23 protein-coding genes, 1 tRNA gene and 1 riboswitch are annotated in these 25,753 nt (G+C 60.4%); of the genes, 5 read left to right on the plus strand and 19 right to left on the minus strand.

What is annotated here, in order from left to right:
• Positions 1–95: 95 nt before the first annotated feature.
• From ACYZUA_RS09455 to ACYZUA_RS09505, 11 genes are all read right to left on the minus strand, one after another.
• A tRNA-Gly gene (locus tag ACYZUA_RS09455) sits at positions 96–169 on the minus strand.
• Between the two features lie 161 nt (positions 170–330).
• Complete coding sequence (locus ACYZUA_RS09460; RefSeq protein ID WP_461962871.1) at positions 331–1,215, minus strand: alpha/beta fold hydrolase; 885 nt, start codon at positions 1,213–1,215, stop codon at positions 331–333.
• A 313-nt stretch (positions 1,216–1,528) separates the two neighbouring features.
• Positions 1,529–2,221: a pseudouridine synthase gene (locus tag ACYZUA_RS09465; protein ID WP_461962872.1), complete on the minus strand. Its 693-nt coding sequence runs from the start codon at positions 2,219–2,221 to the stop codon at positions 1,529–1,531.
• A gap of 56 nt (positions 2,222–2,277) precedes the next feature.
• Entirely contained in the window at positions 2,278–2,472 is a 195-nt protein-coding gene (locus tag ACYZUA_RS09470) for a cysteine-rich CWC family protein (RefSeq protein ID WP_461962873.1), read from the minus strand.
• 383 nt (positions 2,473–2,855) lie between these two features.
• Positions 2,856–4,634, minus strand: coding sequence for an allophanate hydrolase (gene atzF, locus ACYZUA_RS09475; RefSeq protein WP_461962874.1), 1,779 nt, complete (start codon positions 4,632–4,634; stop codon positions 2,856–2,858).
• Between the two features lie 25 nt (positions 4,635–4,659).
• Positions 4,660–8,307, minus strand: coding sequence for an urea carboxylase (uca, locus tag ACYZUA_RS09480; RefSeq protein ID WP_461962875.1), 3,648 nt, complete (start codon positions 8,305–8,307; stop codon positions 4,660–4,662).
• 304 nt (positions 8,308–8,611) lie between these two features.
• A complete protein-coding gene (locus ACYZUA_RS09485) occupies positions 8,612–9,253 on the minus strand; it encodes an urea amidolyase associated protein UAAP2 (RefSeq protein ID WP_461962876.1) in 642 nt (213 codons plus the stop codon).
• An 11-nt stretch (positions 9,254–9,264) separates the two neighbouring features.
• On the minus strand, positions 9,265–9,990 hold the full coding sequence (locus ACYZUA_RS09490) for an urea amidolyase associated protein UAAP1 (protein ID WP_076030051.1): 726 nt from the start codon (positions 9,988–9,990) through the stop codon (positions 9,265–9,267).
• Between the two features lie 12 nt (positions 9,991–10,002).
• Positions 10,003–10,791, minus strand: a complete 789-nt coding sequence (locus ACYZUA_RS09495) for an ABC transporter ATP-binding protein (protein WP_461962878.1) — start codon at positions 10,789–10,791, stop codon at positions 10,003–10,005.
• A complete protein-coding gene (locus tag ACYZUA_RS09500; RefSeq protein WP_461962880.1) occupies positions 10,788–11,603 on the minus strand; it encodes an ABC transporter permease in 816 nt (271 codons plus the stop codon). The genes ACYZUA_RS09495 and ACYZUA_RS09500 overlap by 4 nt, the downstream gene beginning before the upstream one ends.
• Before the next feature lie 16 nt (positions 11,604–11,619).
• Entirely contained in the window at positions 11,620–12,687 is a 1,068-nt protein-coding gene (locus tag ACYZUA_RS09505; RefSeq protein ID WP_461962882.1) for a putative urea ABC transporter substrate-binding protein, read from the minus strand.
• Between the two features lie 61 nt (positions 12,688–12,748).
• Positions 12,749–12,849, minus strand: a riboswitch (guanidine-I (ykkC/yxkD leader).
• 277 nt (positions 12,850–13,126) lie between these two features.
• On the opposite strand from ACYZUA_RS09505, the gene ACYZUA_RS09510 reads away from it, so the two are divergent.
• On the plus strand, positions 13,127–13,369 hold the full coding sequence (locus ACYZUA_RS09510; RefSeq protein ID WP_461962884.1) for a hypothetical protein: 243 nt from the start codon (positions 13,127–13,129) through the stop codon (positions 13,367–13,369).
• Positions 13,370–13,536: 167 nt separating this feature from the next.
• The gene (locus ACYZUA_RS09515) at positions 13,537–14,073 is read left to right on the plus strand and encodes a hypothetical protein (protein ID WP_461962885.1); all 537 of its coding nucleotides are present in this window, start codon (positions 13,537–13,539) and stop codon (positions 14,071–14,073) included.
• 60 nt (positions 14,074–14,133) lie between these two features.
• Here the strand turns inward: ACYZUA_RS09515 and ACYZUA_RS09520 are convergent, their stop codons facing one another.
• The gene (locus ACYZUA_RS09520; protein WP_461962886.1) at positions 14,134–15,237 is read right to left on the minus strand and encodes an enoyl-CoA hydratase/isomerase family protein; all 1,104 of its coding nucleotides are present in this window, start codon (positions 15,235–15,237) and stop codon (positions 14,134–14,136) included.
• Between the two features lie 132 nt (positions 15,238–15,369).
• Here ACYZUA_RS09520 and ung point away from each other — a divergent pair, with 132 nt between their 5' ends.
• Positions 15,370–16,062 carry a uracil-DNA glycosylase gene (gene ung, locus ACYZUA_RS09525; protein ID WP_461962887.1) on the plus strand — a complete coding sequence of 231 codons (693 nt, stop codon included), beginning with the start codon at positions 15,370–15,372 and terminating at the stop codon, positions 16,060–16,062.
• Positions 16,063–16,150: 88 nt separating this feature from the next.
• On the opposite strand, the gene ACYZUA_RS09530 is transcribed toward ung, so the two are convergent.
• The 5 genes from ACYZUA_RS09530 to ACYZUA_RS09550 are packed head-to-tail and all read right to left on the minus strand — an operon-like array spanning position 16,151 to position 21,527.
• Complete coding sequence (locus tag ACYZUA_RS09530; protein ID WP_461962888.1) at positions 16,151–17,191, minus strand: AbrB family transcriptional regulator; 1,041 nt, start codon at positions 17,189–17,191, stop codon at positions 16,151–16,153.
• Positions 17,184–18,698: a tripartite tricarboxylate transporter permease gene (locus tag ACYZUA_RS09535; protein ID WP_461962889.1), complete on the minus strand. Its 1,515-nt coding sequence runs from the start codon at positions 18,696–18,698 to the stop codon at positions 17,184–17,186. The genes ACYZUA_RS09530 and ACYZUA_RS09535 overlap by 8 nt, the downstream gene beginning before the upstream one ends.
• Position 18,699: 1 nt before the next feature.
• Entirely contained in the window at positions 18,700–19,158 is a 459-nt protein-coding gene (locus tag ACYZUA_RS09540) for a tripartite tricarboxylate transporter TctB family protein (RefSeq protein ID WP_461962890.1), read from the minus strand.
• Positions 19,159–19,217: 59 nt separating this feature from the next.
• On the minus strand, positions 19,218–20,195 hold the full coding sequence (locus ACYZUA_RS09545; RefSeq protein ID WP_461962891.1) for a Bug family tripartite tricarboxylate transporter substrate binding protein: 978 nt from the start codon (positions 20,193–20,195) through the stop codon (positions 19,218–19,220).
• Between the two features lie 39 nt (positions 20,196–20,234).
• Positions 20,235–21,527, minus strand: a complete 1,293-nt coding sequence (locus tag ACYZUA_RS09550; RefSeq protein ID WP_461962892.1) for an OprD family porin — start codon at positions 21,525–21,527, stop codon at positions 20,235–20,237.
• A gap of 234 nt (positions 21,528–21,761) precedes the next feature.
• Here ACYZUA_RS09550 and ACYZUA_RS09555 point away from each other — a divergent pair, with 234 nt between their 5' ends.
• Together ACYZUA_RS09555 and ACYZUA_RS09560 are read left to right on the plus strand one after the other, a co-directional pair.
• Entirely contained in the window at positions 21,762–22,433 is a 672-nt protein-coding gene (locus ACYZUA_RS09555; protein ID WP_008153060.1) for a response regulator, read from the plus strand.
• A complete protein-coding gene (locus ACYZUA_RS09560; protein ID WP_461962893.1) occupies positions 22,426–23,811 on the plus strand; it encodes a sensor histidine kinase in 1,386 nt (461 codons plus the stop codon). The genes ACYZUA_RS09555 and ACYZUA_RS09560 overlap by 8 nt, the downstream gene beginning before the upstream one ends.
• 117 nt (positions 23,812–23,928) lie before the next feature.
• Here ACYZUA_RS09560 and ACYZUA_RS09565 read toward each other — a convergent pair whose 3' ends face one another.
• Together ACYZUA_RS09565 and ygfZ are read right to left on the minus strand one after the other, a co-directional pair.
• Positions 23,929–24,750, minus strand: a complete 822-nt coding sequence (locus ACYZUA_RS09565; RefSeq protein WP_461962895.1) for an HDOD domain-containing protein — start codon at positions 24,748–24,750, stop codon at positions 23,929–23,931.
• A gap of 34 nt (positions 24,751–24,784) precedes the next feature.
• Entirely contained in the window at positions 24,785–25,726 is a 942-nt protein-coding gene (gene ygfZ, locus ACYZUA_RS09570) for a CAF17-like 4Fe-4S cluster assembly/insertion protein YgfZ (RefSeq protein WP_461962896.1), read from the minus strand.
• Positions 25,727–25,753: the final 27 nt, after the last annotated feature.

Here is a 25,753-nt window from a genome sequence, read left to right on the forward strand (position 1 = left end):
CAAATTCCGGGCACAAAAAAACCGGCCACAACGGACCGGTTTTTGTGTTCCTGCATCTCCCGTCAAAACCCTCCTGACGTGAGATCAAAATTCGATGGAGCGGGTGAAGGGAATCGAACCCTCGTTATCAGCTTGGGAAGCTGGAGTAATGCCATTATACGACACCCGCTCAGAGCGGCTGACTTTGTACCAGATGTGGGCGTGGAAATGAAGTTTTTCTTTGCGTGGGACGGCTTTAGCGCAACTGAAACAAAAACAGAGACCGCATGATGGTCTATCGCGGGCAAGCCTTGCTCCTACAGGGCGAAGCTTGCTCGCGATGACGCTGTTTCAGATGGCCAATGCATGTTGGTCCTGGACGTAGTGATAACGCGGTCGACTTTCGTGTTGCGAAGGTTTCAGAAAGCCCAGCAATGCGTTACGGCTGTCTCGGCAAGCGGCTTTGTGTTCCATGTCGAGAAAGTGGCCGGTGGCCTGCAGGGTGGTGAAAGTAGCGTGTTGCACATGGTTGGCGAACAGTTGAGCGCCGTCGGCAGCGGTGTACTCGTCCCATTCGCCGTTCATGAACAGCACCGGCACGTTGATTTTCTCCGCTGCTTTGAAAAAGCATTGGCGATCACTCTGCAGCAGATCGCTGATGTGGAAGTGCATCTGCCCGTATTCATGCTCGGCCAAAGAGCTGACGTGCCGATAGTTGAAGCGCTTGAACAGTGTCGGCAGGTGTTTGCCGATGGTGCTGTTCACCAGGTTGCCGACCCGGTCACCGTCCCGGCTGCCAAGGTAATCGATGCCGCGCTCGAGGTAGTCGAGCATGTGCGCGTTGATCTCCGGAGAGAACGAGCTGACCACGGCTTTTTCGATGCGCCGTGGCTGGTGGGCCAGGGCGACCAGGGTCGCGGCGCCACCCCAGGAAAACGACAGCACGTGTTCGGCGGCGAAGTGGTCGATCAGCTCCAGGAGAATCTGCCCTTCGACTTCCTTGGTCAGCAATTTCTCGTGCCGGTTGTGGGCTTTCGACTTGCCCGCGTAAGGCTGGTCGTAGCAGACCACATTGAACTGCGGATGAAGGTTTTTCACGGTTTGTGCAAACGACGCAGTCGTGGCCATCGAGCCGTTGACCAAAATAATGGTCTTCTCAGCGGCGTCTGCGCGATAGAACTCCGTGTAAACCCGATACTGACCCTGTATATCCAGCACAGCGATTTCTGGCCTCATGTCATAAGACTCCTGGCAAGCGGGTATGCGTGCAAATCAGATTGCACGAGCTTTGTGACAGGTAGGCATGCGCCTGGAATTTGAGAGGCCCATGTCGATCCATTGCAGTCCGGTCGACGGGTATTGTTATTGGCGGGCAGTCTGCCGGGGGAAGGCGGAACCTGAGGGTTCTCTACCGGCAAAAAGTTTCTTAGAAGTATGTTGTGACTCGTCGGTCACATTTCGGCCGACGTCCTGATTCAAGCAGGGGTCACGTCATCGCGCAAGTATCTTTGGCAAATTGTTCGACAACTTCTGCTGAGCGGTCGCCTGCTTAGATCAATTGAATCTCTTCGGTGCGTAATGCGCGGTACTCGCCCGGTTTCAGGGCGCTGTCGAGCATCAGCGGGCCCATGCTTTCGCGGTGCAGGCGCAGCACCTTGTTGTCGAAATGGCCGAACATCCGCTTCACCTGATGATAACGGCCCTCGACGATGCTCAGTCGTGCGGACGTTGGTCCGAGTACGGCCAGCTCGGCGGGTTGGGTGGTGAGGTCTTCGAAGGCGAAGTACAGGCCTTCGGTGAATTTCAATGCGTATTCCGGGCCAATCTCTTGCTCGGTTTCTACGTAGTAGACCTTGGGCAGTTTGGTTTGCGGCTGGGTCAGGCGTCGCGACCAGCTGCCATCATTGGTGATCAGCATCAGGCCGGTGGTGTTGAAGTCCAGGCGCCCGGCGATGTGCAGGTCCTCCTTGTCCGGCTCATGGATCAGGTCGAGCACGGTCGGGTGTTGCGGATCGCGGGTGGCACTGACGCAGCCAGACGGTTTATGCAGCATGAAGTAGCGTGCAGGCTTGCCGACTTGCAGCAACTCATCGTCGACTTCCACGCGGCTGAATTCCAGTACGTCGGCGTGAGGGTCGCTGACGATTTTTCCGTCGACCCTGACGCGCTTTTCCACCAGCAACAGACGCACCTGCTTACGGTTGAAGCGCGGCAGGTTGCTGAGGAAACGGTCAATGCGCATGACAAGGGATCGGTAGGAAAGGGGCGCGTATCTTACGTGATCGGTCGTGCGGGTGCTTACAACTGCGCCTCGACTTGCGCGCAGCGTGGGCACAAACAGGATGTGTCGCGCAGTTCGGGCGGCAGTGCTTCGAGCACCGCCGGGTCGATGCTGACGCCGTAGCACCAGCAGGCCCGATCGGCAGTTCGCGGGTCGGCCAGAGTGCAGTCGTTGGAGGCGCCGCAGGCCGGGCAGAAATCTGGCTTATTCATGTAGGGTTATTCATAACTGGAGTGAGGCATTTCCACGCAGGTGCGGTTACGGCCGGCTTGCTTGGCCCGGTACATCGCATGATCCGCTCTCGAGAGCAGCGTGTGCAAGGTGTCATCGGTTTTCAGGGTGGTCAGTACCTCCTGACCATGATTAATACCTGTAAACCATGTCCCCGGTCTCAAGCGTAAAGGATGTACCCGGTTTTTACCCACCCCAGCCCTCTTCCCACGGGGGAAAGGGGGCAGATTTGTATGTTGTTCAGAACCAGAGTTCGGCTCGATATTTCAAGTCGCTGTAGCTCAAACAAACACCTCGGTCAGTCCCCTCTCCCTCAGGGCGGTCCGACGTTTCGGGAGGGTTAGGGTGAGGGGCGGATTCCAGATCAGACACGAGTCTCCAGATACGCACGCCATCCACCCAAATGACTGATATCCACCGCCCCCTCCAACCCATACGCCTCACAAATAAACCCACTCTCCCAACGCCCATCCGCCAATTGCACCTTGCCCAATCCCAGCGGTGCCGGTATCCCGGTCAAAAACGAACCCAGCTCACAACTCGGCAATTCCCAAACCTCCACCGCAATCGCCACCCCCCCGTCCTTCACGCGAACCATCCCGGGGCGAAACGGCGGACCACCGGCCAGGGCATACAGTTGATAGTCCGGCGAGCTGAACGTCGTCTCGACCAGTCGAGCCCCGCGCTGCTTGAGCTGCCAATTCAGCGCCAACCCATCCAGGTGCGCCCCACACACCAGCAACCGCGCACGATCATTGCGTGCGACAGCCGACGGAGCGGGTGTTGCCGAACCTTGCTGACGCTGCAAGGCATCCGCCACACCCAATAAATACTGATCAGTAAACGCCCGTCCGAACAACGTCACGCCCCAAGGCAAGCCATTGCCCATGAAACCGCTGGGCACGGCGACGGCGGCGTAATCGAGCAGGTTCATGAAGTTGGTGTAGTAGCCCAGTTCTGAATTGCGCAGCACCGGTTCGGCGTCCAGTTCCGCCAGCGTGAAGGGGCGGCCGATGGTGGGTGTGAGCACGCAGTCGAGGCCGTCCAGCGCTTGGTCGCACAGGGCTTTCAGCGCTTGCAGGCGGTACTGGGCGCGGAAGGTTTGCACGCCGCTTACCGCCGGCGCCTTGGCCAGCACAGCGCGAATCACCGGCAGCACCGCTTCTGGATTTTGCTCCATCAATTCGCCGGCGACGCTGTAGCGCTCGGCCACCCACGGCCCTTCATAAAGCAATCGCGCCGCTTCAAGGAACGGCGACAAATCCAGCTCAACCGCTTCACCGCCCAAAGCCTTGAGCTGATCGATGGCATCACCAAACAACAGCGGGCTTTCAGGGCAGCCGAAGAACTGCAGATCCTGAGCACGCGGCACGCCGAAGCGGAAGGGGCGAGGCGCACCAAACGCGGAGCCGTCATTCCACAACGGATTACGGCGGCTGTATTCATCGCGGGGATCAAGGTGCGCAGTGAGCGCGAGCAACTGACTGGCTTCCCGGGCAGTCGCGGTGAACGTGGTCACGCAATCGAGGGTGCGACAGGCCGGAACCACACCGGCCGTGGAGATCAGCCCTTTGGTGCCTTTCAACCCCACCAGATTGTTCAGCGCCGCCGGCACGCGCCCGGAACCCGCCGTGTCCGTGCCCAGGGAAAAACTCGCCACGCCGAGCGCCACCGCCAGTGAAGACCCGGCGCTGGAACCGCCCGACGGATACTCCGGCAACACGCTGTTCGGGCACGCACCATACGGCGAGCGACTGCCGTTAAGCCCGGTGGCGAATTGATCAAGATTGGTCTTGCCCAACGGAATCGCCCCCAGCGCCAGCAACTGCTCGACGATGGTCGCCGAACGCTCCGGCACGTAGGCAAATGCAGGGCACGCCGCGGTCGTCGGAATGCCCGCCAGGTCGATGTTGTCCTTGATCGCAAACGGCACGCCGTATAGCGGCAGGCTTTCGATATCGCGACCGTCGAGTGCGGCGAGGTACGGTTCCAGTTCTTCAACACTGAGCAAATGGATGAACAGGTGATAATCCGGGTTCAGCGCCGCGGCTTTATCGCGCAAGCCCAGCAGCAATTGACGGGGCGTGATGTTGCCGACGCGATAAGCGCCGCGCAGGGCGTCGAGTTGCAGATTGATGTTCATGGCGTTAATCCTTTTCAAAATGGGTTCACTCAAGTTCCAGCACCACGACACGCTGCCCGGCGCGCACCGCCGAACCCGGTTGCACGCGAATCTCGCGGACCACCCCGGCCATGGGGGCGAGCAATGGGATTTCCATCTTCATCGACTCCAGAATCACCAGCACATCACCCGCGGCAACCCGGCTACCGGTTTCAACCTGAACCTGCCAAAGGTTGCCGGCGATGTGGCTGTCGACGCTCTGTTGACCGCTGGCCAGCGGTGCGTCCTCGGTCACTTCCGGGACAAGTTCTTCGCTGTCGAAATGCGCCTGGCCACTGGCGATCCAGCGTTCGCGTTCGGCATTGAACGCACCTTTTTGCTGATCGCGAAACGCGGCAATGCTCTCGGCTTCCTTCGTCAGGAAGGCTTGGTAGTCCGCCAGATTCAGCTGACTGTGCTCGATGTGCAGATCGAAGCGCCCGAGGGGGAAATCCCGTCGAATGCGCAGCAGTTCATCGGCACTGACCGGGTAGAACCGGATCTGATCGAAGAAGCGCAGCAGCCACGGTTTGCCATCGAATGCGGCGACCTCGCGATAGCGATTCCACATCTGCAAAGTGCGGCCGACGAACTGATAACCGCCAGGGCCTTCCATGCCGTACACGCACATGTAAGCACCGCCGATACCCACCGAGTTTTCCGCGGTCCAGGTGCGGGCTGGGTTGTACTTGGTGGTCACCAGGCGATGACGCGGATCGAGCGGCGTGGCGACCGGTGCACCGAGGTAGACGTCGCCCAGGCCCATCACCAGGTAGCTGGCGTCGAACACCGTGCGCTGCACTTCGTCGAGGTTTGGCAGGTCGTTGATGCGGCGGATGAATTCCAGATTGCTCGGGCACCACGGGGCGTCCTTGCGCACGGTGGTCATGTATTTTTCGATCGCCAACTGGCAGGCCGGGTCGTCCCAGGACAACGGCAGGTGGACGATGCGCGAGGGCACTTGCAGGTCCTTGGCGGCGCACACGGCGTCCCATTCGCCAGCGACGATGCCGAGCAGATCGGCCAGCGGCAGTTGTTCGGGTTGGTAGTGCACTTGGAGCGAGCGGATGCCGGGTGTCAGGTCGATGACGCCGTGCAGGTTTTGGCTTTCCAGGGCCTGCATCAAGGCGTGGGCGCGGAAGCGCAGGACCAGGTCAAGTTCGGGCGCGCCGATTTCCAGCAGCAGATGAGTGTCCCCAGACAATCTCGCCACCAGCCGCGTATCGTCCTGACCCAATTCCAATACCACCGGCGACACAAGTCCCTGTAGGAGTGAGCCTGCTCGCGATTGCGGTGTTTCAGCCACAGAGATATCGGATGTGATGCCGTCATCGCGAGCAGGCTCACTCCTACAGGAGGGATTCCATTTCAGGGCGAGGTTGCGGGCGGTCTTGAGATCGACCGGGAGGAACTGAACTTTGTCCCCAGCCTTGAGCTGGCCCAGCTGCCAAAGATCCGCCTCGATCACCGTCACCGGGCAGACAAACCCGCCGAGACTAGGGCCGTCGGGACCGAGGATTACCGGCATGTCACCGGTAAAATCCACCGCCCCAATGGCATACGGATTGTCATGGATATTCGACGGATGCAGACCCGCCTCGCCACCATCGGCACGCACCCATTCAGGCTTTGGCCCGATCAACCGCACACCGGTTCGGCTTGAGTTGAAATGTACTTCCCACTGGGTGGCGAAGAAGGTGCCAATGTAGTTTTCGGTGAAGTATTCCGGTGCGCCATGAGGGCCGTAGATCACCCGGATCTGCCGCAGATCGGGCAACTCGGTGACCTGTTCTTCAGCCAGTTGTTGACCGGTGCTGCGGTCGTTCAAAGCAGGGAGATGCAACACGTCGCCCGCCCGCAATGCACGCCCGCCATGCCCACCAAACTGGCCGAGGGTGAAGGTGCTTTTGCTGCCCAGATAATCTGGCACTTGCAGGCCACCACGCAGGCACAAATAGCTGCGGGCGCCTGCTCCAGCAATTGTGCCGAGGCTCAACGTCGCCCCCGTCGGAACCAGCAGTGCGGTGTTCATCGGCACGGGTTCACCGTTCAGCGTCAATGGAATAACTGCCCCGATCACCGCCACCACCGCGTCGCAATTGAAGCGCAGCAACGGCCCGCTCATGGTGATTTCCAGCGCCGCGGCACCTTCATCGTTACCCAGCAAAAGGTTGCCCAAACGCAACGCGCGACTGTCCATCGGCCCTGACGGCGGCACACCCACGGCCCAATACCCAAGGCGACCCGGAGAGTCCTGAACGCTGGTCTGAGTCCCGGCGCTGAGCACTTCAAACGTGTTGGCTTGATAGACCAAACCTTCCAGGCAACGCGTCCACGGCTGGCCACTGGCGAAGGGCATATCGAGCAAAATCTGCCGCAAATAATCGCGGTTGGTTTCCACTCCGTAGAGCAGGCTGTCGCCCAACGCTTGATGCAAATCGGCAGCGGCTTTTTCGCGGGTCGGCGCCCAGCTGATGACCTTGGCGATCATCGGATCGAAGTACGGTGGAATCTCGCAACCGGCCTCGACCCACGTGTCGATACGTAGCTGTTTGCCATCGGCGGCAGGGAAGTTCACAGCGGTCAGCAACCCTGGGCTCGGCTGAAAATCCCGGCCCGGATCTTCGGCGTAAAGCCGTGCCTGAATCGCGTGGCCGCAGGCTTTCAAGTCTCGGCTCAACTCGCTCAACGGCGGCAAATCCCCGGCCGCCAGTTCGACCATCCAGCGCACCAGATCCACGCCCCAGACTTGCTCGGTGACGCCGTGCTCCACCTGCAAACGGGTGTTCACTTCGAGAAAGTAAAAACGCTGAGCCTCGCTGTCGAAGACGAATTCAACGGTGCCGGCGCTTCGGTAATTCACCGCTTTCGCCAGTTTGATCGCCGCCGCACACAGCGCCTCAGCCATGCCCTCGGGCAGGTTCGGCGCCGGGGTTTCTTCGAGGACTTTCTGATTGCGGCGCTGCACCGAGCAGTCGCGCACGCCGAGGGCAATCACTTCGCCCAGGCCGTCGCCGAACACCTGCACTTCCAGATGACGGGCGCGCTGAATGTACTTCTCGATGAACACCCCGGCGTCGCTGAAGTTGTTCTGGCCGAGGCGTTTGACGGCCTCAAAAAACTCGCTCAATTCGGCAGCGCTGCGGCACACGCGCATGCCGATACCGCCACCGCCGGCGGTGCTTTTGAGCATCACCGGGTAGCCGACCTGTTCGCCGGCACTCAGCGCCGCGTCGAGGCTGTCGAGCAACTCGGTGCCTTCGAGCATCGGCACGCCGTATCGCTTGGCCAAGGCGCGGGCGGTGTGCTTGAGGCCAAACACTCGCAGCTGCTCTGGCGTCGGGCCGATGAAGGCGATGTTGGCGGCTTCGCACGCTTCGGCGAACGCGGCGTTTTCCGAGAGAAAACCGTAGCCGGGATGAATTGCGGTAGCGCCGGTGGCTTTGGCGATGGCGAGGATTTTTTCTACGGCCAGATAGGTGCCGGCGGCTGCGCCTTCACCGAGGCTGTGGGCTTCATCGGCTTGCAGGATGTGCAGGCTGGCGGCATCAGCTTCGGAATACACGGCAACGCCCTGGACCTGTAACTCACGCAGGGTGCGCAGGATGCGACAGGCAATGGCGCCACGGTTGGCAATCAGGACTTTTTCGAACATGGCATAACCCCCGGAGGCGATAACGCATCAGCCTCGACCTGGGATGCGGGCCGTCCCGCAGTTTTTCTTGATGCATCCGGGCCGTCCCGGATGAAAAATCAGATTTCTCAAACGCCGCTGTTCCCCTGTAGGAGTGAGCCTGCTCGCGATAGCGGTGGGTCAGTCGACATCAAAGGTGACTTTGCTGACGCCATCGCGAGCAGGCTCACTCCTACATTGGATTTAGGGTGGTTTTACTTTTTTAGGCACTGGCCTGAACGGGCCTGGCACAGGGCAAACAACCATTTACGCAATCGCACAAATTTCAGTTCCATACCAGCAGCTCCGCAGGGGTGGGGTTGTAGGCGTTGCACGGGTTGTTCAGTTGCGGGCAATTGGAGATCAGCACGATCACGTCCATCTCGGCCCGCAAATCAACGTATTTGCCCGGCGCCGAAATCCCGTCCTCAAACGTCAGCCCGCCATCCGCCGTGACCGGCACGTTCATGAAGAAGTTGATGTTCGGCCCGATGTCGCCCTTGCCCAGTCGCCCATCGTGGACGCAGGCGCGCAGGTAGTTATCGCGGCAGCTGTGCATGTAGCGTTTCTCCAACGCGTAACGCACGGTGTTGCTCTCTTGCGCGCAAGCGCCGCCGAGGGTGTCGTGGCGACCGCAGGTGTCGGCAACGATGGTCAGCATCGGCTTGCCGAGGTTGGAATAGAGCACGCTGCCGGTGCTCAGGTAGACGCTGTTCTGCCGGCGCAACGTGCGTTGTACGTCGTAGCGTTCCTTGGGATTGGCGACGCTGAAGAACAAGGTGTCGACGGCCTGATTGCCTTCCAGGTCGAGGATGCGCAAGGTCTGGCCGGCCTTGACCTCCATCAGCCACGGTTCACCGGCCGGGATGGTGGCGCGGTAGATCGCGGTTTCGGGCAACTGTTGAGCAGTAGCGAATGCAAGTGACATGGCAGCGATCCTCAGGCGAACAAACGGTCGGTGTTGATGAAGCCGCGCTCGTTTTCCGGGCGCGAGGTGCGGCAGTGTTCGGCGACGCTGGCATCGGCGTTCATCCAGCTCAACTTCAATGGTTTCGGTGCGTATTCAGGCGAAGGGTCCATCGGATGTTGCAGCGCGGTGAGCACCACCAGCGTGTCCATCGGCGCATACAACTCGATGTAGTCGCCGGCCTTGGAATTGCCTTCGACGAAGTGGAAATGCCCGGCCTCATCGACGTTCACCCGGCTAAACAAATTGAGCGTCATCAGCAAATCGGACAGGCCCAGCCCCCACTTGCCCAACTCCACCAGCAGGTTGTCGGTGCCGTTGCGGAAGAAGCCGTTGCGCAGTTCCTGATAGCGGCCGGCGCCGTATTTTTCCGCGACTTCTTCTGCGCACAGCACGCCGCCAAGGCTGTCGCTCCAGCCGCAGGTGTCAGCAGTGATGGCGGCCAGCACGCGACCCATGTCCGAATACAGGCAATGGCCGGTGGTGAGCTTGGCCGTGTGTTGGCATTTGAGGCTGTCGGGCAGGTTCAGGCGTTCGGTTTTCTCGTTGGCGTTGAGCAGCGTCAGGCTGACGTTGGCGCCACCGCGCAGGTCGGTCAGGCGCAGCAACTGGCCGCGTTTCAGAACGAAGGAACGATGGCCGCCGCCGGGAAGCATTTCTTCGGCGAAGGGCGGGAACAGTTGGGTCGAATCAGTCATTTCAAAAATCCTCTAAGCGGTACGAAGCGTGCCTGCCAGCTCAGCCGGCAAGGCGTCGACGGCGGCACGGTTGGCGCGGCGGTCGCTGTTCAAAGGGATGTCGTAAGTGATACGCGCGCCATAGGCACCAGGGGCGTGCGGATCAACGCGGACCTTGTCGAACACCAGCAGGCGAGTGCCGAGGCTGAAGCCTTCGGACAGGTCGTGGGTGACCATGAACACCGTCAGTTGCGTCTCGCGCCACAGCTCCAGCAGCAGGCCGTGCATGTCTTTGCGGATGCCCGGATCGAGGGCGCCGAACGGTTCGTCGAGCAGCAACACGCGCGGTTTCATGATCAGCGCCTGGGCAATCGCCAGTCGTTGTTGCATGCCGCCGGAGAGTTGCGCCGGGTACTTGTCCAGCGAGTGGCCGAGGCCAACTTTGTGCAGCAGCACTGAGGCTTGTTCGCGTGCGTCTTTTTTAGCGCTGCCGAACAAGCGTCCGAGCAGAGGCGAACGTGGCAGTTCGAGGCCGAGGGCGACGTTGTCCAGCACCGTTAAATGCGGGAACACCGAGTAGCGCTGGAACACCACGCCACGGCTGGCATCCGGTTCACCGGCCAGGGCTTGTCCGTCGAGCAGAATCTCGCCGCGACTGGCACGTTCCTGGCCGAGCAATAGCCGCAGGAAGGTCGACTTGCCGCAACCCGACGCACCGACCAAGGTGCAGAACTCACCCTCGTTGACGTTCAGGTTCAGCCCTTCGAGCACCACCTGATCGGCGTATTGCTGCCAGACGTTTTTTACGGTGATGAAGCTCATGCGCGGGCCCCCTCATACCAAGGGAACGCTCGTTGGGTCAGGCGTTTCAGGCCCCAATCCATCAACCAGGCAAGCAGGGTGATCCAGACCACGTACGGCAGAATCACGTCCATCGCCAGGTAGCGGCGCACCAGGAAAATCCGGTAACCGAGTCCGTCGGTGGACGCAATGGCTTCGGCGGCGATCAGGAACAACCACGCCGAGCCGAGCATCAGCCGAAGCGAAATCAACAAGCGTGGCAACAGTTGCGGCAGCACCACGCGCAGCATCAGCGTCCAGGTCGAAGCGCCGAGGGTCTGGGCCTTGATCAGCAACTCGACGGGAATTTCCCGGGCGCGTTGCTCCAGATCGCGAGCCAGGCACGGAGTGATGCCGATGACGATCAGCATCACTTTCGACAATTCCCCCAAGCCGAACACGATGAACAGAATCGGCAGAATCGCCAGCGGCGGCACCATCGACAGCACCGTCAGTAACGGCGACAACGGCGCGCCAAACAGCGGCAGCGTACCGGCGGCGATGCCCAGGCACAGCCCGGCCAACGCGCTGATGCCGAGGCCGATGGCCAGGCGTCGAAGGCTGGACGCGGTGTCTTGCCACAACAGGTATTCACCGGTGCGGCTGTCGGCGGTGAACGCCAGGCGTTTCACCGCGTCAGTCATCTGCACGGCGCTCGGCAGCAGCTTGTCATTGGGGTTGTCCATCAGCCGCTCGGCCGAGCCCATGAAGTAGGCGAACAGCACCAGGGCGAACGGCAGGATCACCAACAGCAGGCGACTCGGACGATCCGGGTGGCGATTGATCAGGCGCATGGCCAGGTCCTCCTGATTACAGCTTGGCGTCGGCGGCCATCTGCACGTAGGTCGGGTCGAAGCGCAGCTTGAGGTTGGTCTTGTCGCCGCTGGTCACGCCGTTGGCGAACGCCATGCCGACCGCGCTGGTGTCCTTGGCGCCTTCACCCAGCAAGCCGTGCTGGAAGGAGAACTCGGCGACTTTGCGCATGGTTTCCGGCAGTTGCTTGCTGATGGAGAACGCCAGGGCTTCTTTGGGGGTGGCGAACAATTTGGTGGTGTCCAGTTGCGACTGAAAACCGGCCAGATCGGTGCCCGAGGCTTTGGCCATGTGTTCGAGGGCGGCTTTGCTGGCGGCGTTTTTCGCGTTCATCAACTCGACCACCTCAAACCAGGCGCCGGTCAGCGCTTTGCCCAGCGCCGGGTTGTCTTTGAGGGTCGATGAGTTGACCACCATCATGTCCATGATTTCGCCGGGGATCTGACTGGAGTTGAACACTTCGGTCACCGCAGGCTTGGCCTTGATGTCCGAAAGCATCGGGTTCCAGGTGGTGACAGCGTTGACCTGATCGGTGTTGAAGGCAGCCGAGATGTCGGCGTCGGAGGTGTTGACCACTTTCAGGTCTTTCTCGGTGAGATCGACCGAATCCAGCGCCCGGGCCAGCAGGTAGTGGGAGACAGAAAGCTCCACCAGATTGACGTTCATGCCTTTGAGGTCGGTGACTTTCTTGCCGTCGCCCTTGAGCACGATGCCGTCGTTGCCGTTGGAGAAATCGCTGACGATCAGCGCGGTGCTGTCGACGCCGCCAGCCGCCGGAATGGTCAGCGCATCCATGTTGGTCATGGTGCAGCCATCAAACTGGCCAGCGGTGTATTGGTTGATGGATTCGACGTAGTCATTGAGCTGCACCACATCGATCGTGATGCCGTACTTCTTCGCCCATTTGTCGACGATGCCTTGGCTGCTCGCGTATTCCCAGGGCATCCAACCGGCGTAGATGGTCCAGCAGACGCTGAAGTGATCTTTCTGTGCGGCCTGGGACGAGACGCTCACGAAGGCTGCGAATGCAGTGGCGAGCAGGGCGGGTAAACGAAGCTTGAGCATGGTGGTTCTCCAGTTGATCAAGGGCGGGCAGGAGTCAACGCGGCACCGTGAACGGTGGCTTGTCTCCCGGGCTTTTATCCCGCCGTGTAACCTCAACTGGAGGTCGCCAACTCTCGGACCAGCCACTCGCCTTAGCGAGCCGGAACCCTAGTCAGCCATTGCAAATTGTGGTGCCGCGAACCTGTGATGACTCCTGCACGTCTTTGCTAAAGCGAGAGCCGTGCCAAGTCGGCTTGAGCGCTCTAGCGTGGGCGATTACGCAGTTGGCGCGCTGGGAAGAGGTGGTGGTGTTGCCTTGTGATGGTGCAGGGGTGCACCGCAATGGATCAGGTCGGCCGCTGATCTGAAGGTCCAGGCGGCTCGGCACTCGGCGCAGCATTGCCAGTCAAAACAGGTGTCAGCCGGCCTGTTCCGGTTGTGGGTCTTTCAGGAGGCCGCCATGTTTCGTCGACTGTTGTTCGGTATGGTTCTCGGTCTGGGGCTGTCCGGCTGCTATTACTACTCCGGTGGTTACGATGTGTACTCCGTGCCTTATTACTACCCCGGCTACTCACCCTATCCCTACTATTACGGACCGCGTTATTACCACAGCCCGCGTTTTTATGGTGGCTATCGCTACTTCTATTGGGGCGGGCACGGGCCACGTCATTACGGTGGTCGATATCGCGGTGGCCACCACTAATCAGCAGATGAATTGATGAAAAACCTTTCATCGGCGACTTGTTTCAATCTGTTTCATGAACGCACCAGATTTGGAAAACGATGTCTGATCTTTCGACAGTCACCGAATAATTGACTGTCGCCTGCCAGCGTCGCTGGTGTGGCTCACTCGCGGTCCAGGAGGCCGCTATGTATCTGCGAATTCTTCTGATTGCTGTATTGGGATTGTCACTTGGTGCATGCGTGCCCTATTCCGATGGAGGAGCCAGTTACTACCGTTCCGAGGTCTACACCTCGCCAGCCTATTATTCCGGTGGCGGGCCTTACTACTCAGGTGGCGGCGGTTACTACACGCAACCACGCCGGTACTACGCCCCGCCAGCGCGGTATTACCAGCCAACACCGCGGTATTACCATCAGCCGCGGGTTTATCAACCGGCACCGCGGTATTACCATCAGCCGCGGGTTTATCAACCGGCACCGCGGTATTACCATCAGCCGCGGGTTTATCAACCGGCACCACGCTATTACCAGTCGTCGCCACGAGCCGATTACCGGGCTCATCAGAATCGCGGCTGGGATGGCCATAACCGTGGCGGCTGGGACGGCCGTAACCGCGGTGGAAACAACGACTATCGCCGCGGCCATGGTGGACGCGACAACCGTGGCGGAAGGGGCGACCACTACGGTCGCGGTGATCACGATGGCCGAGGCGGCCACCGTTAAACACTCGTAAAAAAAGCGGCGCATGAAGCGCCGCTTTTTTATGCCCGGATTTCAGTATTCCTACAGATCGGCCAGCGGGTGCCGGCCTTCCCAGGCCTTGTGGAAGTGCGCTTCTACCACCGCATCCGGCAGATTATTGATGTCTGGCCAATGCCAATGCGGTTTTTGATCCTTGTCGATCAACCGTGCGCGCACGCCTTCGCTGAACTCAGGATGACGGCAACAGTTGAGGCTCATGGTGTATTCCATCTGAAAGACTTGAGCCAGCGACATGTGCCGGGCGCGGGCGATCTGTTCCCACACCAGATGAGCGGTCAGGGGCGAGCCTTCGCTCATGGTTTTCGCCGCACGGCTGAGCAGCAGATCCGTGCTGTCACGCAGCTGGCTGATGGCCTTCCAGGCGCAGCGCACGTCACTGACATCCAGCAGCTCATCGATCTGCTGGCGTCGTGGTAGCCACTGGGCTTCGGGCATTTGCGCGAGCGCTTCCTGCTGCAAGGCCTTGAGCAGGCTGTTGAGCTGCATCGGCGTCTGTTCCTGCCAGTTCAACTGCAGCAGGCCTTCCATCAGCTTTTCCTGCTGTTCATCGAGCAGGAAACGGTCGGCCAGGTCGAGATCGATCGCATCGCGACCGTTTATATGGGCGCCGGTCAGGCCGAGAAACAGTCCGAGCTTGCCGGGCAGACGTGACAGAAACCAACTGGCCCCGACATCCGGGTACAAACCGATACTGATCTCCGGCATCGCCAGGCGGCTGCTCGGCGTGACAATCCGGATGCCCGCTCCTTGCAGCAGCCCCATGCCGCCGCCGAGCACATAGCCATGCCCCCAGCAGATCAGCGGTTTAGGGTAAGTGTGCAGATTGAAGTCCAGGCGATATTCCGCCGCAAAGAAATGCGCGGCCAACGGCGGTACTTCGCCGGGATGGGCGCGACAGGCTTCCACCAGGCTGCGGACTTCGCCACCGGCGCAAAAGGCTTTGGCACCGTTGCCGCGCAACACGACGCAGACGATTTGTGGTTCTTTGGCCCAGACGTCCAGTTGATCGCGCAAGGCGTTGATCATCGGCAAGGACAGGGCATTGAGAGATTGCTCGGCATCCAGGCTGGCGACTCCGATGCGTGCGCCGTCGGTGCCGGTGAGTTCTTCGAAGTGCAGATTCATCGTGACCTCGATCGGGAATTTGAGCGTTCAGTATGATCGCTGTACAGGAAAGTGCCGGATCTGCGTCAGATCAATTGACAAGCGTGATGGGCTTTCCTAGGGTTCGCCCCATTGTTTTTGCCGGATATGACCATGACTGCTGACGACCGTATCAAACTCGAACCGAGCTGGAAGGAGGCACTGCGTGCCGAATTCGACCAGCCCTACATGTCAGAGTTGCGCGACTTCTTGCAAGAGGAGCGCGCGGCAGGCAAGGAAATCTACCCTCCAGGACCGATGATTTTCAACGCGCTCAATTCGACGCCGCTGGATAAAGTCAAAGTCGTGATCCTCGGCCAGGACCCGTACCACGGTCCGGGACAGGCCCATGGTTTGTGCTTTTCGGTGCAACCGGGCGTACCGGCGCCGCCGTCGCTGGTGAACATCTATAAAGAGTTGAAACGCGATCTGAACATCGACATCCCGACCCACGGCTGCCTGCAAAGCTGGGCTGACCAGGGCGTGCTGATGATCAACACCACCATGACCGTGGAACGCGCCAACGCCAACGCCCATGCGGGCAAAGGCTGGCAGCACTTTACCGATCGGATTATCGAAGTGGTCAGCGAACACCAGCCACATCTGGTGTTCCTGCTATGGGGCGCGCATGCCCAGAGCAAGCAGAAACTGATCGATGCCACCAAGCACCTGGTGCTGACGTCGGTGCATCCGTCACCGTTGTCCGCCTATCGCGGCTTCCTTGGGTGCGGGCACTTCAGTCGAACCAACAAGTTTCTTGAGCAGAATGGCGAAACGCCGATTGAGTGGCGATTGCCGCCAGTTTGATGCGTTGACCGAGTCGCCCCCTTCGCGAGCAGGCTCGCTCCCACACCCTGTGGAGCGAGCCTGCTCGCGAAGGGGGCGACTCGGTCTTTCAGACAGAATCCGGCTGCCGATTCCAATACTTGAACAACGGCTCCGCCAGAAACAACACAAACAACAGCCGCATCACCTGCATCGCCGTCACCAGCGGTACCGACAACTGCAATGTCTCTGCCGTCAGGCTCATCTCCGCAATCCCGCCGGGCATCATGCCTAACGTCAGCGAACGCAAATCCAGGTGGGTCAGCGCACTCAACCCTAATGCAGCCAGCGTGGCGATCAACATGGTCAGCACCGTGCCGATCAAGGTCCGCCCCATAAAAGAAGGGGCACGCCGGAAAAACTGCCGATTGAAGTGACACCCCAGCCCGCTGCCAATCAGCCATTGGCCGATCTGGCTGCCGCCGTTGGGCAAACTGATGTGCAGATCCCAGCCAATGCTCACCGCCGCGCTCACCAGCAACGGCCCGAACAGCCACGGATTGGGTTGACGCAACCGCTGCCAGCCCCAGGCGAGCAGAGCTCCCGCCGGAAACAGAAGCGCCAGCCAGCGCCAGTCAACGGAAGTGGCATGGGCCAGCGGTGCACCGTCACCCAACAAATACTTGAACGCCGCCGGTACACACAGCACCACCACCAACACCCGCAGGCTTTGCCCCGCCGCAACACGACTGAGCACCGCGCCGTTACGCGCGCCGAGGTTGACCATCTCCCCGGAGCCGCCCGGCATGCTGGAAAAGAACGCGGTGGCGCGATCTTCACCGGTGCGCCGCATCAACCAGACCCCGACCACGGCCGACAGGCTGGTGACCAACGCACCGAAGAAGATCAAACCGAAGTGGCTCAGGACCTGCTCCATCACCACCGGGGTGAAGTGAAGGCCGATCCCGATACCGACAATCCACTGGCCGCACTTGCGGCCGCCAGGGATTTCCGCCAATTGCCAGGGTGTCAGGCAACGCACCAGGATGATCGCCAGCAACGAGCCGACCATCCACGGCAGTGGCCAGCCGATCTGGCTGGCCAGGTAACCGCCCAGCAGACCGACCAGCGGCGTTCCCCACCAGGCTTTGAAGGGTGTTCGATCAGACATCGGCGATAACGCGCCGGGCGACCGAACGTTTGCGCCAGATCCGCAGGATCGGCACCAGCAGCATCACGACGATCAACGCCCAGACACCCATGGTGATCCCGCTCGACCAGAGAATCTCCAGTGAGCCGTTGGAGATCGACAAGGCTCGGCGCAGGTTCTGTTCCATCAAGCCTCCGAGGATGAAGCCCAGTAACACTGGCGACAACGGAAAATCCAGCTTACGCAAAATGTAGCCGAAGATGCCGATGCCGATCATCAGGAACAGGTCGAAGGTGGTGGCATGCACCGCGAAAACGCCGATGGCGGTAATGATCGCGATCATCGGCACCAGCGCCCAGTTCGGCACGGCGAGGATGCGGGTGAAGATGCGGATCATTGGAATGTTGAGGATCACCAGCATGATGTTGGCGACAAACAACGAAGCGATCAGGCCCCAGACGATGTCCGGTTGCTGTTGAAACAGCAGTGGACCGGGGGTGATGTTGTACAGCGACAGTGCGCCGATCATCACCGCCGTCGTGCCCGAACCCGGAACACCCAGCGTCAGCATTGGCACCAGAGCGCCGCAGGCTTCAGCGCCGATGGCGGTTTCCGGAGCGGCGAGACCACGCTTGTCGCCTTGTCCGAATTTTCCGCTTGGACCCGCGATACGTTTCTCGGTCATGTAAGCCACGGCGCTGGCCAGTGTCGCGCCAGCACCGGGCAGCACGCCCATGATGAAGCCGAGCACACCGCAACGTATGTTCACCCAGAACACCGAAGCGGCCTCCTTGAAGTTGAACATCATGCGACCGGTGGCTTGGAACGCTTCCTGGCCTCGGTGGGTTTTTTCCAGCAGCAGGAGGATTTCACTGATCGAGAACAGACCCAGCACCAGCACCACGAACTGAATGCCATCGGTGAGGTGGATGTTGTCACCGGTGAAACGGTAGACGCCACTGTTGGCATCAATGCCGACCGTCGACAGGAACAGACCGATCAGCGCCGCAATAAACGTCTTGAGCGGTCGATCACCCGCCATGCCGCCGAGGCAGACAATCGCGAACACCATCAGTACGAAATATTCCGCCGGACCGAAGGCAATCGCCCATTTCGCCAGAATCGGTGCGAACACCACCATCCCGCAGGTCGCAATGAAGGCGCCGATGAACGAACTCCACGCCGAAAGCGATAACGCAACCCCGGCCATCCCTTTACGGGCCATCGGGTAGCCATCGAGGGTGGTCATCACGGTGGAGGCCTCGCCCGGAATGTTCAACAGAATCGAACTGATCCGGCCGCCGTATTCGCAACCCAGATAAACCGCGGCCAGCAGGATCAACGCCGACTCCGGTGGCAGGCCGAGGGCGAAGGCGATCGGGATCAGCAACGCCACGCCGTTGATCGGACCCAGGCCGGGAAGCAGGCCGACGACGGTGCCGATCAGCGTGCCGCTGAGTGCGGTCACCAGGTTGTAAGGGGTCAGTGCAACGCCAAAGCCGTGACTCAAATAACCAAGCGTATCCATATCAGTTCTCCAGAACGGCGAGCAGGCCCAGAGGCAGTGGCACGTCCATGACTTTGTCGAACAGCAGGTACAGACCGATGCTCATCAGGCTGATGATTATCGCGCTCGGCAACCAGCGTCCGCCGTACAGGCGCGCCATCGGAATGCCAATCAGCATGCTGCTGAGGATGAAACCCAGTGGTTCGAACAGCCCGGCAAAGATCAGCAACAACAGCACGCAAATACCGATTTTGTTCAGGGTTTCGCGATCCATCGGCGGATCTTCATCGGTGTGTTTGATCGGCGAAGGGCGATACACCATGTAAACCAACCCCAGGCCCATCAGCCCGAGCATCAACAGGGGAAAGGCTCGTGGGCCGATCGGTTCGTAGGAAAAAGGTGCCTGGTAGGGCCAGGCCATCAGCACCAGGCTGAGACAGGCCACCAAGAGCACCGAAGCAAAAATGCGTTGTAAGAGCATGGGAAACTCCTGTGCCGCAGCCCTCCAGAACGGGGGCCGCAGCCGCTAGACAGAGGCGATCACTGAATCAGGCCGAACTCTTTGGCCAGCACTTTGTAGTCCGTGACCTGCTTCTTCACGTAGGTGTCCAGCTCCGGGCCGGTCATGGCGAACGGGAACAGTTCACGCTGATCGCGCAACTTGGCGAACTCTTCGGAAGCCAGCAGCTTGTCGAAAGCGTCTTTCCACCAGGCGTAGTCTTCGTCGCTGACCTTTGGCCCGAGGTAGAAGCCGCGAACCACTGGCCAGACGATGTCGTAGCCTTGCTCTTTGGCGGTCGGGATGTCTTTCATTTCTGGCTCGTCCAGACGCTTCTCGGAGAACACGGCCAGCAGGCGCATGTCGCCGCTCTGGATGTGCGGCATGGAGTCGGAAATGTCGGTGCTGCCGACCTGGATGTGGCCGCCGAGCAGGGCGGTGGCGATTTCACCGCCGCCTTCGAGGGCGACGTAACGCAGGTCGCGCGGGTTGATCCCGGCAGCCTTGGCGATCAGGGCGGTCTGCATCCAGTCCTGGCTGCCAACGGTGCCGCCGGAGCCGATCACCACTTTGCTCGGATCTTTCTTCAACGCCTGAACCAGATCGTCCAGGGTCTTGTAAGGCGAATCGCTTTTCACCGCGATGGCGCCGTAGCTTGTTCCAACCGCCGCCAGCCAGCGCACGGCGTTTTCATCGAAACGACCGAACTTGCCTTGGGCCAGGTTCAACAGCGAACCGCTGGACCACGCCACCAACGTGCCGGCATCGGCTGGACGCTGGGCGACCACCGCGTTGTACGCCACCGCGCCGACACCGCCGGGCATGTAGGTCACGCGCATCGGTTTGGTCAGCAGTTTCTGATTCACCAGCGCGCTTTGCGCCAGTTTGCAGGTCAGGTCGAAACCGCCGCCTGGTGAGGCCGGGGCGATGCATTCCGGACGTTTGGGTTCAGCGAGCAATTGGCCGGCGAACAGCAGGGCGCTGGCGGTGAGAGCAACTTTACGCAGTGATAAGTTCATTCAAGTCTCCTTGGGAGTTGTTGTTATAGGTGTACTGAATTACCAAAGGGCAACGCTATAGCTCACCAGCAGACGCACTTCATCGGCATCGCGAGCGGAGTAGTTGGAGCGGTAAGTGGCATTACGCAGGCGCACGGCGACATCCTTGAGCGCGCCGCTTTGTACGACGTATTTGATTTCGGTGTTGCGTTCCCACTCTTTGCCTTCGTCACCGTTCTTGAGCTTGATGTTGTCGCCGCTCAGGTAACGGCTCATGAAGCTCAGACCCGGAATGCCGAGTTTGGCGAAGTCATAGTCGTAACGTGCCTGCCAGGAACGTTCTTCGGCGCCGGCAAAGTCGTTGATCTGAACGAAGTTGACCAGGTACGGGTCACTGCCATCGACATAAGGGAACGCGCTGTCGCCGGACATGTGCTGATAGCCGGCGCTGAATTTATGCCCGCTCAAGGCGTAGCTCACCAAGCCGTTGAGGGACTTGTTGTCGATATTGCCGCCACGGGCCGCGCCCTGGTCATCACTGATGGCCAGGCGCAGATCGGTGCCGAAGGTGCCTGGGCCGAATTTTTCCGAGGCCACCATGCCGAGGAAGTGCTGGTTATAGACCTCATCGAGCTGCGCGAAGTGGTAGCTGCCGGTGATCTTGTCGGTGAACTTGTAGTCCACGCCGCCAAAGTCAAAGTGCTTGCCGGCCACAGTGCCGGCGAAACGGCTGTTCTTGTTGTTGAGGGCGATGTCCTCGAAGTCGGTGCTGTCGCGGTCCTTGGCTTTCTCCAGACGCCCGCCGGTGAAGGTCAGGTTCTTGATCTCTTTGGAGCTCAGCAGGCCGCCTTCAAAGGTCTGCGGCAGGATGCGCCCGTCGTTGGCCTTGAGGATCGGCAGTTCCGGAATCAGGCTGCCGATTTTAAGTTCCGTGGCGGAGATTTTCACTTTGCCGGTCAGGCCAAGCTTGGAGTACTCATCAGCCGCGCGACCGTCGTCATGAGTTGGCAGCAGGCCGGTGCCGGTGCGGTCGGGACTCGAATCGAGTTTGACCCCCAGCATGCCCAGCGCATCGACACCGAACCCCACGGTGCCGTCGGTGTAACCCGATTGCAGGTTGAGCATGAACCCCTGGGCCCATTCGTCCCGCTTGGATTGCTGAGCGCTGGTGCCGTCGCGAAAGTCGCGGTTGAAATACATGTTGCGGGTTTCGAAGGTTGCCGTACTGTCTTCGAAGAAGGCAGCCTGACTCAACGGCGAAAAGCCGGCGAGGGCGGCGGCACTGGCAAGGGCGGTGTGGCTGAGGCGGGAAAAGCGAGCAGGCGGGCAAGCCTGTAGCTGCATGGACAGCATCTTGAAGTACTCCGTTTATTGTTCTTATTGGCGAAAACGCTTCGAGGCGTTTTTCGTACGCTATGTGCGGTAGCGACGGGCAGTCGAAACTGTCCGTGGCTGGACTCTAACCGGCCAACCTTTCGCTAACCTTTCAGAAGACTTTCACGGTTTTCGGGCTTCACAGCGGCGGTTGCGGCTGTAAACTCCGCGCCAAAGAATGGCGCCGACCATCCCAGAATGAGGTAAAGATCCATGCGTGTTCTGCTCGTCGAAGACCATCTTCAGCTCGCCGAAAGTGTCGCCCAGGCGCTCAAGAGCACCGGGTTGACCGTGGATGTGCTGCACGACGGCGTGGCGGCCGACCTGGCGTTGAGCAGCGAGGAATACGCCATGGCGATCCTCGACGTCGGCCTGCCGCGCATGGATGGCTTCGAAGTGCTGGCGCGCCTGCGGGCGCGGGGCAAGAACCTGCCGGTGTTGATGTTGACCGCTCGCAGCGACGTCAAGGATCGGGTCCACGGCCTGAACCTCGGCGCTGACGATTACCTGGCCAAACCTTTCGAACTGACCGAACTCGAAGCCCGGGTCAAAGCCTTGCTGCGCCGCAGTGTGCTCGGCGGTGAACGCCTGCAGCGCTGCGGCGTACTGGCCTATGACCTGGACACTCGGCGCTTCACCCTCGGCGAAGAATTGCTGACCCTGACCTCCCGCGAGCAGGCAGTGCTCGAAGCCCTGATCGCCCGTCCCGGTCGGGTGATGAGCAAGGAGCAACTGGCCTCGCAAGTCTTCGGTCTGGACGAAGAGGCCAGCCCCGACGCCATCGAGATCTATGTCCATCGCCTGCGCAAAAAGCTAGACGGCCAACCGGTGGTCATCGTGACCTTCCGCGGTCTCGGCTACTTGCTGGAAAGCCGCGATGCATAAGCCCAGCAGCCTGCGCTGGCGGTTGCTGTGGAATCTGGCGCTGTTGCTGGTGGTGTTGATGCTGGCCAGTGGTTTGAGCGCTTACTGGAACGGTCGCGAAGCTGCCGACACCGCCTATGACCGGACCTTGCTGGCCTCGGCGCGGACCATCGCGGCGGGCGTCTCCCAGCGCGACGGCACGCTGAGCGCCGACGTGCCGTACGTGGCCCTCGACACCTTCGCCTACGACAGCGCGGGACGGATTTTTTACCTGGTCAACGACATCAATCAGAAGCTGATCTCCGGCTACGAAAATCTGCCGCCACCGCCGCCGGGAACGCCGCGCACCGATGACTATCCGGCACTGGCGCGTTTCTATAACGCCAAGTACCAGGGGCAGAACGTACGCGTGGTGAGCCTGCTCAAACCCGTGAGCGAGCCGAACATGAACGGCATGGCGGAAATCCGCGTGGCGGAAACCGATGAGGCGCGGGTCAGCATGGCCCGCAGTCTGGCGGCGGACACATTGCTGCGTCTGGGCATGCTGGCGATCGGTGCGTTGTTGTTGGTGTGGTTTGCGGTCAGTGCCGCGTTGCGTCCGCTGGAACGCTTGCGCACTGCGGTGGAAGAACGTCAGCCAGACGATCTGCGACCATTACCGTTGGTGGAAGTGCAGCACGAATTATGGCCGCTGGTGCGCGCGCTCAATCACTTCACCGAGCGCCTGCGCGGGCAGTTCGAGCGTCAGGCGCAGTTCATCGCCGATGCCGCCCATGAGCTGCGTACTCCCCTGGCGGCGCTGAAGGCGCGACTGGAACTGGGGTTGCGCTCGACCGAACCTGAAACCTGGCGCAGTACATTGGAAACCGCCGCCCAAGGCACGGACCGATTGACCCATCTTGCCAATCAATTGCTCTCGCTGGCACGGGTCGAAAATGGTGCCCGGGCGATCGCCGAAGGTGGTGCTCAGTTACTTGACCTCAGTCAGCTGGCTCGCGAACTCGGCATGGCCATGGCACCGCTGGCCCACGCGCGCGGTGTGGCGCTGGCGCTGGAAGCGGACGAACCGGTGTGGTTGCGCGGCGAGCCAACGCTGTTGAACGAACTGTTGAGCAATCTGGTGGATAACGCGCTGGCCCATACGCCGTCGGGTGGCAACGTGATTCTTCGGGTCACGGCACCGGCCGTGTTGGAGGTCGAAGACGACGGCCCGGGCATTCCTCTTGAAGAGCGTGATCGGGTGTTCGAGCGCTTTTACCGGCGCAACCAGCAGGTGGCTGGCTCGGGGTTGGGGCTGGCGATTGTCGGCGAGATCTGCCGCGCACACCTGGCTCAAATCAGCCTGCACGATGGCGAACAGGCCGGGTTGAAGGTGCGGGTGAGTTTTATCGCCGGGTAGTTTTGTGGTGTCTGGACTGGCCCCTTCGCGAGCAGGCTCGCTCCCACATGGGTCCTGTGAGCACAGATCAAATGTGGGAGCGAGCCTGCTCGTGAAGGGCACGACGCGGTCTCTTGATCAGTAAAACATCGACCGCGATTCTTCCAGATCGCGGCACATCGCCTCGTTCTCCGGATCAATTCCCAGCTTTTTGAACGCCGGCACGCTGAATGCGTCGATGCGCGCGAGGGGATGGTCGGTGTCTTTGTGGCAATACAGGCTGGCCACCTGCACCAGATCGACATAATCGACCCGCTCGGACTGTCGATTGAAATCCAGATAAAGCCCCGGCACCTGTACCAGCATCTCCGGAAACTCCCAGACCCTGAGCAGTTTGTCGCCGAGCAGTGGATGAATGTGATCGATCACATGGTTGAGGCTGACCGGGTCAGCCAGCAGTTCATAGTGATCTTCGGCGTAGGTCAGGATCGGCAACACACCGATCTGATGCACCAGTCCGCCAAGGGCTGCCTGGTCGGGCTTGAGTTGCGTGTACCTGCGGCATAATGCATAGCTGATGCCGGCGATTTCCAGGCTTTTGCGCCAGACATCGCGCATTTTGTGTTCCACCACCTCGGAGCGGGCATGGAAAATCTGTTCCATGACCAGACCGATGGCCAGGTTGCTGCTGTAATTGATGCCCAGTCGAGTGATTGCCGTGTGCAGGTCAGTGACTTCCTGGGTCGCGCGCAACAGCGGGCTATTGACCACTTTGATCAGGCGCGCCGACAGCGCGGTATCGCGGCCGATCACTTTGCTCAGGGTGCTGACACTGATTTCCGGGTCTTCAGCGGCCTTGCGAATCTGCAGGGCCACTTCCGGTAACGTTGGCAGAACCAGGTCATCGTTATCGATGGCCTCAACCAAATCCTGTAGGACCTTTTCCGCCAGCTCGCTCATTTCGTTTCTCTAGGTATTGCGACAAATGCTGCTGTTAACGCTGGATTTCGCGATCGCGATCCAGTTGGTAAGGCAGGTCGAGCAGGTGCAGGGCTGGCCCTTCGAGCGCGCCCAGATGGATATCACCCCCTTCTGCTGCTTCGGCTTGCAGCACGGCCAGGAGTTCAATGTTTTGCCCGGCGCTGGCGGCCAGCACCACTTCGCCGATAGAGCTGCCGTGGGTAGGGGAGAACAATTGTGTGCCAGGTTCAGGCAACTCGTTGGCATCCAGTTTCAGGCGATACAAGCGGCGCTTGAGTTTGCCCAGGTACTGCATGCGCGCGACGATTTCCTGGCCGGTGTAGCAACCTTTCTTGAAGCTCACGCCACCCACGGCTTGCAGATTGAGCATCTGCGGGATGAACAACTCGCGAGTGCTCGGCATGACCTGACCGATCCCTGCGCGGATCTGGCCCAACAGCCATTGATTCAGATCGCCCTCGGCCAATGCGGCGGACAGTTTGCCCTTGATGAGGTCGGCCTGATCGGCGGCGACCCAGAGTTCGGCGCGGTCCGGCGAGACGCGAATGGCGATCAAGCCGTCATTGCGCGCGACGCTGTCGGTGTTGGCCGGAAGCTCAAGACCGAGGCTGATCAGTGCCGCATCGCCATGGTCGACGCCGAAGCGGACCCAGGCGGCGCTTTCGTCGGTCAGTCTGGATTTGGAAAACACCGCGTATTTTTTCAGGTCTGCCAGTTGCGGTTCCAGCAGTTCGGTGGCCATGGCCATCAGAACGCCGTCGCCTTCCAGCAGGATGCGGAAACTCGACTGCATCCGGCCCTTCTGCGTGCAGCGGGCGCCGAGGCTGGCCTGGGTGTCACTCAGGTAATTGAGGTTGCAGGTCAATTGGCCTTGCAGGAATTTGCCGGCATCCGCGCCGCGTACTGCGAGAACGCCTTCGTGAGACAGGGTGCAGAAAAAAGCAGAATCGGCCATGGGTCATCGCAGGGTAAAGAGTCTGGG

Source organism: Pseudomonas sp. LS2P72, from assembly GCF_054897865.1.